At 69.4% G+C, this 13,551-nt stretch carries 13 protein-coding genes and 1 riboswitch; of the genes, 9 read left to right on the top strand and 4 right to left on the bottom strand.

Annotation, left to right across the window (positions count from 1 at the left end; genetic code table 11):
* The first annotated feature begins 27 nt into the window (after positions 1-27).
* From ACSHXC_RS40200 to ACSHXC_RS40185, 4 genes are all read left to right on the top strand, one after another.
* Complete coding sequence (locus ACSHXC_RS40200) at positions 28-474, top strand: TadE/TadG family type IV pilus assembly protein (RefSeq protein ID WP_438296271.1); 447 nt, start codon at positions 28-30, stop codon at positions 472-474.
* Positions 471-920 (top strand): hypothetical protein, encoded by a 450-nt coding sequence (locus tag ACSHXC_RS40195; RefSeq protein WP_438296270.1) that lies wholly within the window; start codon positions 471-473, stop codon positions 918-920. Before ACSHXC_RS40200 ends, ACSHXC_RS40195 begins: the two co-directional genes overlap by 4 nt.
* Positions 921-928: 8 nt before the next feature.
* Positions 929-4,282, top strand: coding sequence for a LysM peptidoglycan-binding domain-containing protein (locus ACSHXC_RS40190; RefSeq protein WP_438296269.1), 3,354 nt, complete (start codon positions 929-931; stop codon positions 4,280-4,282).
* A 213-nt stretch (positions 4,283-4,495) separates the two neighbouring features.
* Positions 4,496-5,227 carry a prepilin peptidase gene (locus tag ACSHXC_RS40185; RefSeq protein ID WP_438297081.1) on the top strand — a complete coding sequence of 244 codons (732 nt, stop codon included), beginning with the start codon at positions 4,496-4,498 and terminating at the stop codon, positions 5,225-5,227.
* 264 nt (positions 5,228-5,491) lie between these two features.
* On the opposite strand, the gene ACSHXC_RS40180 is transcribed toward ACSHXC_RS40185, so the two are convergent.
* The 3 genes from ACSHXC_RS40180 to ACSHXC_RS40170 form a co-directional block, all read right to left on the bottom strand.
* On the bottom strand, positions 5,492-5,944 hold the full coding sequence (locus tag ACSHXC_RS40180) for a hypothetical protein (RefSeq protein WP_438296268.1): 453 nt from the start codon (positions 5,942-5,944) through the stop codon (positions 5,492-5,494).
* Positions 5,945-6,270: 326 nt separating this feature from the next.
* Positions 6,271-7,134: a bifunctional 5,10-methylenetetrahydrofolate dehydrogenase/5,10-methenyltetrahydrofolate cyclohydrolase gene (locus tag ACSHXC_RS40175; RefSeq protein ID WP_438296267.1), complete on the bottom strand. Its 864-nt coding sequence runs from the start codon at positions 7,132-7,134 to the stop codon at positions 6,271-6,273.
* A gap of 22 nt (positions 7,135-7,156) precedes the next feature.
* A riboswitch (ZMP/ZTP riboswitch) is annotated at positions 7,157-7,242 on the bottom strand.
* A gap of 99 nt (positions 7,243-7,341) precedes the next feature.
* Positions 7,342-7,560, bottom strand: coding sequence for a transposase family protein (locus tag ACSHXC_RS40170; RefSeq protein WP_438296266.1), 219 nt, complete (start codon positions 7,558-7,560; stop codon positions 7,342-7,344).
* Between the two features lie 401 nt (positions 7,561-7,961).
* Here ACSHXC_RS40170 and ACSHXC_RS40165 point away from each other — a divergent pair, with 401 nt between their 5' ends.
* From ACSHXC_RS40165 to ACSHXC_RS40145, 5 genes are all read left to right on the top strand, one after another.
* Entirely contained in the window at positions 7,962-8,297 is a 336-nt protein-coding gene (locus ACSHXC_RS40165; RefSeq protein WP_438291677.1) for a hypothetical protein, read from the top strand.
* 20 nt (positions 8,298-8,317) lie between these two features.
* On the top strand, positions 8,318-8,629 hold the full coding sequence (locus ACSHXC_RS40160; protein ID WP_438291678.1) for a pore-forming ESAT-6 family protein: 312 nt from the start codon (positions 8,318-8,320) through the stop codon (positions 8,627-8,629).
* An 80-nt stretch (positions 8,630-8,709) separates the two neighbouring features.
* Positions 8,710-9,102: a DUF6507 family protein gene (locus ACSHXC_RS40155; RefSeq protein WP_438296265.1), complete on the top strand. Its 393-nt coding sequence runs from the start codon at positions 8,710-8,712 to the stop codon at positions 9,100-9,102.
* Positions 9,095-11,350: a hypothetical protein gene (locus ACSHXC_RS40150; RefSeq protein ID WP_438296264.1), complete on the top strand. Its 2,256-nt coding sequence runs from the start codon at positions 9,095-9,097 to the stop codon at positions 11,348-11,350. The genes ACSHXC_RS40155 and ACSHXC_RS40150 overlap by 8 nt, the downstream gene beginning before the upstream one ends.
* 21 nt (positions 11,351-11,371) lie before the next feature.
* Complete coding sequence (locus ACSHXC_RS40145) at positions 11,372-11,767, top strand: hypothetical protein (protein ID WP_438296263.1); 396 nt, start codon at positions 11,372-11,374, stop codon at positions 11,765-11,767.
* 129 nt (positions 11,768-11,896) lie between these two features.
* Here ACSHXC_RS40145 and ACSHXC_RS40140 read toward each other — a convergent pair whose 3' ends face one another.
* Positions 11,897-13,141: an IS110 family transposase gene (locus ACSHXC_RS40140; RefSeq protein WP_438296262.1), complete on the bottom strand. Its 1,245-nt coding sequence runs from the start codon at positions 13,139-13,141 to the stop codon at positions 11,897-11,899.
* Between the last annotated feature and the right edge of the window lie 410 nt (positions 13,142-13,551).

Below are 13,551 nucleotides of genomic sequence, written 5' to 3'. Positions count from 1 at the left end.
GACAGGACAGACAGCGGGAGCCCCCTGATGACCCCCGCACCCCGGCCGGTGCGCCCGGCGGACCAGGGCAGCGTCGCCATCGAGGCCGCCATCATCGTCCCGGTCCTGATCGTGCTCGTGCTGCTGTTCGTCGCCGGCGCCCGCCTCTCGCTGGCCGGGCAGAAGACGGACGCCGCCGCCCAGGCCGCCGCCCGCGCCGCCTCACTGGCGCGAACTCCCGCCACCGCAGGCGCCGATGCCAAGACCGCGGCCGCCGACGCGCTCGCCTCCAGCGGCCAGGTCTGCAGCCACACCAGTGTCCAGGCCCAGGTGGAAGGCCTGGCCGTGCCGGTCGGGCAGGTCTCCACCGTGACCGTCACCGTGTCCTGCACCGTGCCGATCGGCGACCTGGTCCTCATCGGCGGCGGCCCCGGCGTACGCACCGTCCACTCCACCTTCACCTCGATCGTCGACGCCTACCGGGGGCGCGGATGAACCCGACCCTGCCGCGCCGACTGATGGCCCGACGCTCGCGGTGGGACGACCGCGGCGCCATCCCGGTCTTCGTCGCCCTCATCATCGGACCCCTGCTGCTGCTGTGCGGGCTCCTCACCGTCGACGCGTTCGGGGTCCTACGCGCCAAACAGCACGCCGACGACCTCTCGGTGGAGGCGGCGCGCGCCGCCCAGCAGGCCATCGACCCCGCCCAGGCGATCCCCGGCAAGGCCTTCGTCGCCGACCCCGCCGGCGCCTCCGCCGCCGCCCGCGTCTACCTCGCCAAGACCGGGGACACCGGCACCGTCCACGTCACCGACGGCGGGCACACCGTGACGGTCACCGTCACCGGCCGCTACCACGCCGCGTTCTGGCCCAAGACGTTCACGGTGCACGCCACCAGCTCCGCCACCCTCCTCCACGGCATCACCCAACCGGACCGATAGGGACTCGCATGGCCCTCCCCCGCCCCGCTGCTCGCCGCCGGCGCACGCTGCCCGCCGTCCTGCGCGCCGTGACCGCGCTCCTCGCGCTGGTGGCCCTCCTCGCGGGCCTGCCCTGGCTGCTGTGGCAGGCCACCGCTGCGCTGCTGCCCAGTGGCCTGGACGGACTGAGTCATCTGTTCACCCGCACCGACACCACCAGCGTGGCGCTGCTGTTCGTCGCGGCCGTCGGCTGGACCGGCTGGCTGTCCTTCGTCGTCTCGCTGCTCGTGGAGATCCCGGCCCGGCTCAGGGGCCGCAGCGCGCCCCGACTGCCGGGGCTGCAGCTGAGCCAGCGCGCCGCGGCCACGCTGGTGGGCAGCATCCTGGTCCTGCTGCCCACCAGCACGGCCCTGGCCGCCCCGGCCACCGCGCACGCCGTCACCGCCACCCAACTCCCCGGCCAGGCCTCCCCCGCGCCCACCGCTCATCCCGCCGCGCCGCCCGCCTCCACCACACCGGCCGCCGACACCTCCCCGGCGCCCACGGCCCAACACACCTACACGGTGCGCGAGATGCGTCCCGCCGAGAGCCTGTGGAGCATCGCCGAACACCTCACCGGCCACGGCGAGCTCTACACCAAGATCGCCGCCGCGAACGAGGGCCTCACCATGGCCGACGGCACGACCTTCCGCACCAACTCCCCCATCCAGCCGGGCTGGATCCTCCAGCTTCCCGCCGACCTGCCGCTGCTCCACCCCACCGTCCAGACCGCGGGCACCACCCCGGCGGGCACACCGCACCGCGACACCGTCCGCCCCGGCGACAGCCTCTGGACGATCGCCGAACGCGAGTACCACGACGGCGCCCGTTACCAGGAGATCTTCGACGCGAACCGGGACAAGCCCCAGCCCACCGGCGGCCGGCTGACCGACCCCGACGAACTCGCAGTGGGCTGGAGCCTCGACATCCCCACACCCGCCGCGCCCGCAGCCGAACACCCGGGACACACAACTCCGCCGCCCACCGCAGAGAACCCGGCCCCGGCTGCGCCCGCCCCCGCCCCACCGCACGACACCCCGCGGCCGCAGGCCCCTTCGGCCACACCCGCAGCCCCGACCGAAACACCAGCCCGGCAGGCCCCCGCCACCCCCTCCGCCAGCCGCCCTCCCGCCTCGACCCCCTCCAACGCCCCCTCCACGGTCCCGTCCACAGCCCCCTCCACCCCGGCCATACCCGTAACTCCTCCGGCTGCGCAGCCCGGCCCCTCCGCACGCCAGCACGTCCAGCTCACCACCGTGGCCGGGGCCTTCGCGCTCCTGGCCGCCGCCATCACCGGCGCCCTCACCCTGCGCCGCATCCTCCAGCGCCGACGCCGCGCACCCGGCGAGACGATCGCCATCGCCGAGGAAACCTCGCCAGCAGCAGCCCAGCTGTCCGAAGCCGCCGCACCCACCCTCGTCGACGAACTCGACCTCGCCCTACGCACCCTGGCCCACCACGCCCAGGCCGACAACCGGCCGCTCCCCGTGATCCGAGCCGCCCGGCTCAGCCGGCAGGCCATAGAAGTTCTGCCCGGAGAAGCGGACACCGCCCCTCAACGTCCCTTCGTGGAGGGAGCGGACGGCTGGTGGACGCTGCCCACCAATGCGGCGCTGCTCAGCGGTGACGAGGCCGCAGCCGTCGCGGCCCCCTACCCGGTCCTGACCACCATCGGCGCCACCGAGGACGACAGCGTCGTGCTCCTCAACCTGGCCCACCCGCGCGTCGTCCTCCTGGACGGCACGGTCGAGCACATCCGTGAGGCGTGCACCTCCATCGCGCTGGAGCTCGGGATGAGCCCCTGGGCCGAGCACGTGGAGATCGTGACGCTAGGGTTCGGCGACGAACTGCCGCACCTGCTGCCCACCTCGCGCATCGCACACAAGCGCGAGCCCGCCCACGCCGTGCGCGACCTCGGCGACTGGATGCTCACCGCCTACCAACAACCCGAAGAAGCCGCCCTGCCCTACCTCCTGCTGTGTGCGGCAGAGCTGGACAGCGATACCGCCTGGCAGCTCGCCGAGGCCCTCGACAAGGCCGGCGACCTCCCGGTGACCCTGGTCGCCTCCGCCTCCCCGACCAGCCACCACTTCCCCGACGCCGAGATCCTCGACGCCTCCTCATCCGAACTCCAGGACCTGGACACCATCGGGCCGATCCGACTGCAGCGCCTCGACGATGCGGCCTTCCAGCAGATCGCAGCCGAACTCCGGATCTCCGGCCAACCATCCATCCCCGCCGAAGGTGCCTGGCAGAACGTGCCGGCCGAACCCGAGACCCCTCCCGCCACCACACCCACCACGCCCACGCCCGCCGAGCCGGAACCCGCTTCCGCCGCCCCCAAGGCCCAGGCCGCCCCGCAGGCCCCTGCCCTCACGAGTCTGGGAGCGTTCCCGGCACTGGTGACCGCCAGCACCGACCCAGCCGCCCTCCACCTCGTGCCCGCCGGCCTCCCGGCGTCCAGCCCGCAGCCCGCCGACACCCCCGCCACCCCAGGCACCGAGGCCGAGGCATCCGATCCGGCCCCCTCCACCGTGAGCGCTACACCCGCCACTAAAGACGAGGGAGGCAAGGGGGACACGGCAGAGACCCATGATCTCCACGCCCCCGAAATCAGCGTGCTCGGGCCCGTACACGCCCCCGGACTCTCCAGCTCCGGCCACGGCCCCCGCGCAGCCCAACTCGCCGCCCTGCTGTTCTTCAAGCCGGGCCGCCGCGCCGACACCCTCTGCGTCGACATGGACCCGCTCACCCCCTGGTCGAAGAAGACCCTCGACTCCCGGCTGGGCGATCTCCGCCGCGGCTTCGGCGACGACCCACACGGCAACCCCTACGTACCGCGCCGCACCGCCCGCGACGACACCTACAACCTCTCCCCCCAAGTCCGATGCGACTGGACCAAGTTCGAGCAGCTCGCCGAGTGGGCCCTGGCAGGTGGGCCCGCCTGCGTAGGTGACCTGGAGCGCGCCCTCGGCCTGGTACGCGGGAAGCCCTTCGGCGCCAACGCTCTGCCCTGGGCCCTGCCGCACCAGCAGGAGATGATCACCCGGATCGTCGACGTCGCCCACACTGTCGCCACCTGGCGCATGGCCCCCGGCCCCCATCACGACCTCGCCGCCGCCCGCCAGGCCGTCGCCACGGGACTCGAAGTGGACGAAACGGCAGAGATCATTTACCGCGACTGGCTGCGCATCGAGCACGCCGCCGGAAGCCGTCCCGGCCTCTTCACCGCCTCCACCCGCGTCCAACAGATCAGCCGCGACAACCGGTGCCCGCTGGACCCCGAGACCGAACACCTCATCGACAGCCTTCTCGGAGCGGGACAGCGTGCACAAGGTTTCTAGGACAGCCAGAACCATCCGCCGGCCGCAGGCAGGCGCACGGTCGCCGGCCAGCGACCGTGCGCAGTCGCCGGTGCGCAGTGCGCGTCCGGCTGTCCAGGACCTGCGCAGTCTGCCAACCGTCCAGAGCCCAGGCCCTGATGCCTCGCGCGGATCCGCGGCCCACCGGGGCGGCGTCCGTGCCGTCAGCGCTATGCGCAGGCCCGGCCGGTGCGCATGCTCGTGACCTTCGCCGTCGCCTACGGCGCCCTTGCCGGACTGCTCCTGCCGCGCGCCGTGTACAAACTGGCCGTCCCGGCGGGCGAGAGCTGGCGGTCGCAGTGCCCGGCCGGACACCCCGCACCGGCCTGGCTCGGACTCCCCCACTGCAAGAACTGCGTCACCGAGAACCGGACCGCTCCCCGCGCCCGCCGCTGGTACGGGCCCTCTGCTCCAGTCGCTGCTCTGATCACCATCCTGGTGTGCGGTGTTCTGGCCTATACGACGGAGCCCCGGCCCGAACTGGCTGTCTGGCTGCTCCTCACGCCGATCCTTGTGCTGCTCGCCTGGGTCGACGCCACCGTCCACCGCCTGCCGGACGTCCTGACCCTCCCCCTCACGGCCGCCATGCTGCTCCTGCTCGGCGCCGCAGCTCTCTTCCCGAACGCAGGCGGATCCTGGCCGAACGCACTGAGCGGTGCTCTGGCCCTGGGCGGCGGCTACTTCGTGCTCTTCCTGATCAGTCCCAGGAGTCTGGGGTTCGGCGACGTGAAACTCGCCGTCGCGCTCGGGGCCATGCTCGGCTGGTACGGCTGGCGCACTCTCGCCCTCGGCGCCATCGCCGGCCAACTCCTCGCTGCGGCCTTCGGCCTGGGCCTGATAGCGCTGCGCAAAGCCCATGCGAAGTCAGCGATCCCCTACGGTCCGTTCCTCATCTGCGGCACCATCGTGGGAATGATCGCGCGATGACAGTGCCACACTGCTCGGGACGTTGACCGCCCGCCGGCACGTAGCCGGGCAGACGTCCCGTCCGCCATCGCGGACCTGCCGCCGGTCAAGCCGTCTCCGGGGAAGGCGACTCCGAGCAAGGGTCGACACGACTTTGACGTACCTGCGCAGGCCCGGGGCCCTTGCACCATCTCACTGCGCAGCGCATCGTCGGCGGCTCCGCAGCGAGTTCGGGTGCGCACCGCCAGTGCGCACCCCTTCGCGTGGACGGCCCGTTGTGCGCAGTCAGCTCACGGCGGCCAGGTCACGCCGGGCGTAGGCGAGGAGCTCGCTCAGCGCTGCCTCGTTCGAGGCCGGCCTCCGGGTGCGCCAGCCGATCACGGTTTCCCTAACCGTGTCGCACACGGTGCGCACATGCGCAGTGAGCCGGTCGGACAGCTCGCTCACCGCGGCGCCGTCCACGTCATAGGGGCCGGTGATCACAATCGGCCCGTACAGCAGGTAGGGCAGTTCCACCTTCCGCCAGCCGCAGGCCAGTGCCCACACGGCAAGGTTCGGGCTGAGCCCGTCCGTGCTGCCAGTCGCAGGAACGTGCAGCACCGAGCCGCGGTGGTAGTAGGCGGCTTCCGCGCTCCCGCCCACGGCGCTGCGGATGTGCGCATACTGCGCACCCGCATCATCGGCGGGCAGCTCCAGCGCCGTCAGCTGTGCACCCTCGTCGACAAGCCAGGCCCTCACCACGTCGGTTCCCTCTCCCCTGTTCCCCGCTCCGGCCGGTGCTTCGCGCACCGCGTCTGAGGGCCGGTCGGCGATGACGGGGGACACCGCCGACCGGTGTCTTCACCCTAGGGTGCGCACCTCACCGATCACACCGAGCCTCCGCCAACTTGAAGTCGCAGGTGAAAGGGCTGGTGTGACGGTCTGTCGGAGTGCTCACACTGGTGGTGGGCGGCAGGCTGCGGAGTAGATCGTCTGTCAGCGTGGCTTTGTTCACGGAGCTGCGTCATCAGGTGTTCACGCGTGCAGGAGAGACTCAGGTCAACTGTCGGGTGATGTTCACGGGTTCACTGCTGGAGTCCGAGCTGGTGGGCGGCGGCGTCCACGGTCTGTGCGAGCAGGACGGCGATGGTCATCGGCCCGACGCCGCCGGGTACCGGGGTGATCAGGCGGGCGCGGGTGAGGGCGGTGTCGAAGTCCACGTCGCCGACGTTGCCCGGGTTGTATCCGGCGTCGATCACCACCGCTCCGGGCTTGATGTCCTCACCGCGGATCAGCCGGGGCTGCCCCACGGCCGCCACCACTACGTCCGCTTCCCGGACGAGTGCCGGCAGGTCTGCCGTGCGGGAGTGGCAGTAGGTCACCGTTGCGTCCTTGGCGAGCAGGAGCATCCCCACCGGTTTGCCGAGAATCGCGCTGCGCCCCACCACGACGGCGTGCTTGCCGGCGGGGTTGACGTCGTACGCCTCCAGCAGCCGCATGATTCCGCCCGGAGTGCAGGATACGAAGCCCGGCAGGCCAAAGCTCATAGCGGCGAAGGAATGCATCGTGACCCCGTCGACATCCTTCTCCGGGGCAATGGCCTCGAACGCCGCGCGCTCGTCGATGTGCGGGCCGCAAGGATGCTGGAGCAGGATGCCGTGCACTGCTGGATCGCCGGACAGGCCGGCGAGGGTGTCGATCAGCTCAACGGTCGTGGTGGTGGCAGGAAGAGCGATGTGCCGGGACTGGATACCTGCCTTTGCGCACCGCGCCCGCTTCATGCGGACGTACGTGACTGATGCGGGGTCCTCTCCCACCAGCACCGTCGCCAGACAGGGGGCAGTACTCGTGCGCTGTGAGATCCCGGCCGCCTTGGCAGCAGCCTCTTTGAGGATGCGCTTGGCAAGGCCGGTGCCGTCCATGAGCTGGGCCGTCTGAGTCGCGGACATGGTCGTCCTCCAGGCGTTGCTGACCACTCGCCCAGGCGCACGGCAACGACGTCTCGTCAGACCGCTCCCCGGTGGTGCTCCACCTCAGCGCCAGTCGCGGCCCACACCGGACTGTAGTAGACGCAGCATGCACTCCGATCAGCGCCCTCGGTTGGCAAGGGACTTGCCTCGCCGGCCACGCCCGCTGCTGGAAGCAAACGAAGCCGGTCAGCGGTTGACTTCGAGGTTCGTGAGAACGAGCAGGGCACGCAGGAAGTGGGCGGCTTTGGCGGGGTCGGTGCGGACTTTGGTGAGGGTCCGCCAGTTTTTGAGGTGGGCGAAGCCGTGTTCGACCGGTGCGCGTCCGACGGCGAGGACGCGGTTGGCGTCCTTCTGACCGGCGGTGAGCCTGTGGGTGCGGCTGGCATGGAAGCCGGTGACGATCACGGGGTCGCGTACGTCGTTGTCCAGGCCGCGGAAGTAGAAGTCCTGGGGCCAGATCTGATCTCACCCCGGACCCACAGGAGTATGCGGCGAGGTGGATTGCGGCCTGATAGGTGATGGCTGGTTTGCCGGGGTGCCTGACGAGGCAGCGCCCTTGCCGCTTGGGCCGCTGGAAGATCAGCGCGTCATGGAAACGGTGGTCACGATGACCACCAGCCAGGGCAACGTGTTCGCGCACCCAGCAGGGGGCATGGCCTGACTTCAAGGCCTTGGCTCGGAACCGCGTTGCGTTTGCAACGCCCGTTCGATAGAAATTGACCTGGTCCGATGGGGCGTATGAGGCGCAGGGGGCAGTACGTGGGAGCCCGGCGCCCGCTGGAGATGACGATTGCGGGGGTGTGTGCGTGAAGTTCGACATGGGGTCGACGACGCTGTCCGATCTGGGGAAGAGCACCGAGGGTTCGAGTGGTGATCTGGGTGCGTTGATCCGGCAGTTGGTGGCGGCGGCGGAGCCGTTGGAGGGGAAGTTCAACGGGGCGGGGAAGGCCGCGTTCGACTCGTTCAAGAATCATGCGGACGAGATCACAGGTGATCTGAACGGGTCGCTGCAGGACATTCTGGGTGGTCAGTCCGGGATGGACACGGCGTTCGGTACGGGTGATCACGAGCAGGAGTCCAACGCGCACCAGAACATGTCGGCGGCCAATTTCGACGCGGCCCGCTTCGGCGGACGTCACTAAGCACAGGGGGAGATACAGACATGGGTCAGAATCTGGACCGGCTCAGCTACGACACCGGCGCATCGACTGAGGTGCAGGGCGGTCTCGCCGGGATCGTCGGGCACCTGGAGCGTGTGCTCAACGACCGCGACCGGGCCGTGAAGGCCGCGATGGCCGAGTTCACCGCCGACGGCGTCTCGGACGAGTACCACGGCAAGGAACTGCGCTGGAACAAGGCCGCCGCCGAGGTCCGCGAGATCATCCGCCTGGTGCGCGGCACGCTGGAACTGAACGACGGCACCGCCCAGTCCACGCTCTCCAAGGCCAAGGCCGCCGTCGACGCCATCGGCTGAAGCGGCACAGGCGGCATGCAGGTACAGAACGGGCCCTTCGGGGCGCGGGGGTTGGGACGACGGGGAGCGGGGAGTTTGCGGTGACCGGGTGGGATATCAGTCCGTCGGGGGTGCAGGGTGCGCTCAAGAAGGCGGCGGTGTCGGCGGAGGATTTGTCGACGGCGGGGACGAATCTGAGTGACACGTTGCCGCGGACGGCGACGGCTGCGGGCACGGTTGCCTCGGGGTATACCGGGCCGGCGCTGGCGACGGGTCCGGTGGCGGCGGCGCTGGGTGAGTTCATGCAGCACTGGCAGAAGGATCTGCGCTACGTCGTGGAGCGCACCGGCAAGTCGTTGACCGGGGCGGTGGAGGCGACCACCGAGTACGCCAAGGGCGATCTGACGATGGCCGCGCAGGCCCTGCACGCGGCAGTCCAGGAGCCGGTACCGGCGCCGCCGGGGTTCTCGGGGAAGCAGGCCGTCAGTGAGTGAGCCCGAAGCGATCGTGCCCTCGGGTATCCCCCAGTTCACCGGTGACCTGGACAGCCTCGACCATGACACGGCGCTCCTGAGCACGGAGGCCGGGGCCTTTCGTGATGCCGGGGCGGGTATCCACTCCCACTTCCAGGGGGCGGCGGCGTTCTACAAGGCGCCGGAGGCGGACCAGTTGTTCGCAACGACCGCGCCGGTGGCCGCCAAGACCGCCGCGTTCGCGGGGCAACTGGAGAAGGTGTCGGCTGCTTTGAGCGCCTACAGCCAGGAGGTGCGGCCGCTGGCGAAGAGGCTCGAGGACCTGCAGCGCCAGGCGTTCGCGTTCACCGCCAGCATTGCGGGTGATGACCACTGGCGGCGTGATGAGAAGAAGCGGGACCGTAACGACGGCCTCAAGGACGAGGTCCAGGCCACCCTGGAGGCGTTCTACGAAGCCGAGATCGCCTGCCACAACAAGATCACCGCCCTGGTCGGCGGCAGCACCCTGGTGCTGGGCAAACTCAGCGGCGGACAACTGCTGCCCAAGGGCACCAGCGCCTACGGAGCCAGTGCCGACGACCTCAACCACCTGGACAACGCACCCTGGGGCAGCTACGCGGACCCCGAATACACCGGGCTGAGCTGGCTGTGGCACCAGGGCAAGAGTCTCGTGTGGGACGGCTTCATCATCGACGGCATCGTGGGCACCGCCAAGGGCATCGACATCCTGCTCGGCTGCGATGGGTGGGACGCGGCCGGCGAGGCCTGGAAGGGCCTGGGCAAACTCGCCACCGGCCTCGTGATAGTCAGCTTTCCCGGTGCCCGGGAGGCCTTCCTGGCCACGCCCGACAGCATGATGCCGAAATGGTTCCGCGATTCCCGCACTGCGCTCAAGGAGAGCGGCAAGGCGCTGGTCGCCTATGACGAGTGGGGCAAGAACCCGGCCCGCGCGGCAGGCGGGGTCGCCTTCAACGTGCTGACGACCGTGTTCACCGGCGGTGCCGGAGCAGCGGCCAAGGGCGGCGCGGTCGCCAAAACGGTCTCCGTCCTGGGCAAGGTGGGACGCGTCGTCGACCCCATGACGTATGTCTTCCAGGCCGGCAGGTTCGGCGTCGGCAAGGTCGCCGATGTGTTCAAGGGCCTCAAGGGGCTGTCCATCGGCCCGCTCGCGGACGCCGCCCACCTCACCCACGACCCCGGCCTCCCCCACGTCACCGACACCTACGCGGAATGGCCCGACGGCACCAAACTCTCCTTCAAGGACGGCGAGTACACCGTCACCCGCCCCGACGGCACCAAGGCCGCGGCCCATGTCGAGCTCTCCGCCGACCAGATCGCCCAGCTCAAAAGCTCCCTGCCGCACGCGGCGGAGACCTCCCTGCCCGGGGCTCAATCACCCGTGCTCGTTGCCGCTGGTGAACGGACCGGCCATGGAACGCTGGACAACACCACCCGCGACTCGGTATCGGGCCCGACCGCAGCGCATGAGCCACCCCGGGGTGGCGGTACGCACAACACGCTGTCCACGGGCAGCCATGCCGCGGACCATCCGACCGGCGACGGCTCGGGCAGCGGTGCGGGTTCGCACACGCCGTCGGGTGGCGGCGGGTCCCACACGCCGAGCGGCGGCGAAGGGCACACTGGCGAACACGGCAACCATGGCAATGCCGGTCACTCCGCCAGTAAGGACACCGATCACGGGGCGGCGGAGCCCGCGCCGGATCCCGCACACACCATGCGGTCGGACTATGTCCCGCCGGACGCGCCGGAGTCCAAGCTGCCCGCTCCACCCAAGGAGCACGGTGACATCGTGCTGGCAACTGGTGACCACGTCTACCAGCAGCCGCACCTGACTACAATCGGCTACGACAGCATGACCCAATTGAACCGGGAATTCACGGCACGGCTAGACGGCTACCACGACGTGATCGTTCACGGCAATGACAAGGGATTCTTCATGCCCGGCAGGAAGAATGCTGCTGGAGTCGATTTCCCGCCTGGCGAGGTGCACCCCTCCCACATAGTCGAGGCCATCAGGAACAATCCCAGTTACAAGGGTGGGCCCGTCAGGCTCATCTCTTGCCATACGGGACGGATTCGCGACGGCATAACAGATATCCCTGCGGCGCAGCAGCTGGCGAACGAACTGGGTGTTCCGGTCATGGCTCCGACGAACGAAGTGGGTATCTACCCCTCACGGCCCAAGGGCCAAGTACCGGAGGTGCAAAATGGTGGATACTGGAGGACCTTCCTCCCCATTGCCAAGTAGTCCTTGAAGGGAAGTGTCAAGGTGAAGGTTCTCGGCTTCTACAGCGAGCTTTGGCCGTCGAGCCCGGAGGCCACCAGCAGCATCCGCTCGTTCGTGGCGGATGCGCCGCAGCCGAACGAGAGCGAAATCGCCTCTTATCTCCGCAGCGGGCATATGCTCTTCGCCTCCATGGGCGTCGTCGACGACGTGCTCGGGTCGGGCGAGAACATCATGGGCGGCGGTTCGATGTTCACGGACGGAGAGTGGGTCTGGCGCGGTGACCTCTGGTTCTACGTTTCCAGGCACCATGCCGTGCTTCCGGAAGAATTCCGGGCCAGGGCCGAGTCTTTGGGTTACGTAGTTCCCGCTGTCGAGCAGGAGCATCTCATGGCCCTTACGGACGAGCTCCAAGCATTCCGGTCCGGTAAGCGGAAATAGGTCCGGTGGCCGATACCTCCGCTTACCACGGAGCGACTCTGACGCGTAAATAACTGCAGGTGGTTGGGGGTTTCGGGCAGGAGTGTTGGCCCGGTCGGGGTGTCTCCGCCGGGTGTCGGCCGTGCTCGTTCATCCAGTGGCTTCCATCGGGTCGAGGGTGACGCGGAAGCCGAGCTCGTTGAGCCGGGAGATGGCTCGGCGTGCGGCTCGTTCGGGGTCTCGCTGGGTGAAGTAGCTGCCGCCGAGCTCGTGGTAGGGCACGTTGTCGTGGAGCATGTGCCAGACCGCGGTGATGATCGAGTGTTCGACGGCGACAAGTGCCTTGATCGGGCCGCGGCGGGCGGTCAGCCGCTTGTAGCGAGCTTGTAGGAACGAGTCATTGGTGCGTGTCGCTCCGAACGCGGCCATCCCGAGGGCCCCTTTCAGGTAGGGGTTGCCGGGCCGGACCCGGGTGCTGCGGACCCGGCTGGCGGATTCGTGGTGCCCCGGACACAGTCCGGCCCAGGAGGCCAGGTGCTGGGCCGAGGGGAATCGGGTCATGTCACCCCCGGTCTCGGCCACGATTACCTCGGCCACCACCCGGTTCACTCCCGGGATCGTGTCCAGCAGGTCCAGCGCCGGACGGAAAGGGGCCATCGCCTCCTCGACGCGGGCCGTCAACTGGTCGATGACACCGGACAGGTGGTCGTACTGGTCGAGGTAGAGGCGGGTCAGGAAGGCGTGGTGCTCGCGGAAGCGGTCGGTCAGCGCCTGGCTCAGCTCAGGAATCTTGCTACGCATCCGGCGCTTGGCGAGATCGGCGAGAAGCGGCGGATCGCGCTGGCCGTCGATCAGGGCCTGGAGCATGGCGCGGCCGGAGACGCCCATGAGGTCGGAGACGACGGCGGAGAGCTTGATGCCGGCGTCCTCCAGGAGCTTCTCCAGGCGCTGGGTGACCTGGGCGCGTTCGCGGGTGAGCTGGGTGCGTGCCCGGGTCAGGTCACGCAGCTCGCGCACGGGCTGCGGGGGCACGAACGAGGCCCGGACCAGGCCGTGGGAGCCGAGTTGGGCCAGCCAGGCAGCATCAGAGACGTCGGTCTTGCGACCGGGCAGGTTTTTCACCTGGCGGGCGTTGACCAGGACGACGTTCAACTCCTCGGCCAGCAGGTAGTAGAAGGGCTTCCAGTAGTCGCCGGTCGCCTCGATCACCACCAGAGTGACGTCCGCATGGAGGAGGTGATCGCGCAGGTCGAGGATGGCGTTGGTGGTCGCGCCGAAGGTCGTGGTCTGCTGGGTGAACGTCCCCTTGCGGCGGGGACTGGGGGTGCGGACACACACCTTGGCGTCCCGCTTGCTGATGTCGATGCCGGCGCAGCGTTCGTGAAGGACATCCATGGCCACGTCTCCGCTTCTTCTGTTTCAGGTTGTCGCGGCGCCGTTCCGGGAGGGCCAAGGCAGTACGCAGAATCTGACGCGCGTGCTCATGGCAACACTCCACGGTTCCCGTGGACGGCCCTCAGTACCACGCTGTCGTGCGAGCTCGGAGGCATCACAGAGTCGTCGGTCTCGTCCGGAACGGACAGTTCCACTGTCTCGGCACCGTCGATCTCGTAACAGGGTGGACAGGAACGCGTGCGGCGCACAGCGACCCATCTACTGTGCCTCCGGCGCACGGCGAAGCCGCGCTGGATCGCTGTCGGGAATCTTGAGGGCCGGGGTCATTTGCCTTGGCGCCACCACAGGGGTCGTGGCAAGCCGCGTGCGTCGAGGTACTGCTGGAACGCCGTGGGAGGGCGGGGCCGGTT

The organism is Streptomyces sp. HUAS TT7, assembly GCF_051550175.1.
In the GTDB taxonomy this organism is placed as follows: Bacteria; Actinomycetota; Actinomycetes; order Streptomycetales; family Streptomycetaceae; genus Streptomyces.
Note: the sequence above shows the minus strand (reverse complement) of the source record. Positions and strands in the feature narration are given on the sequence as shown.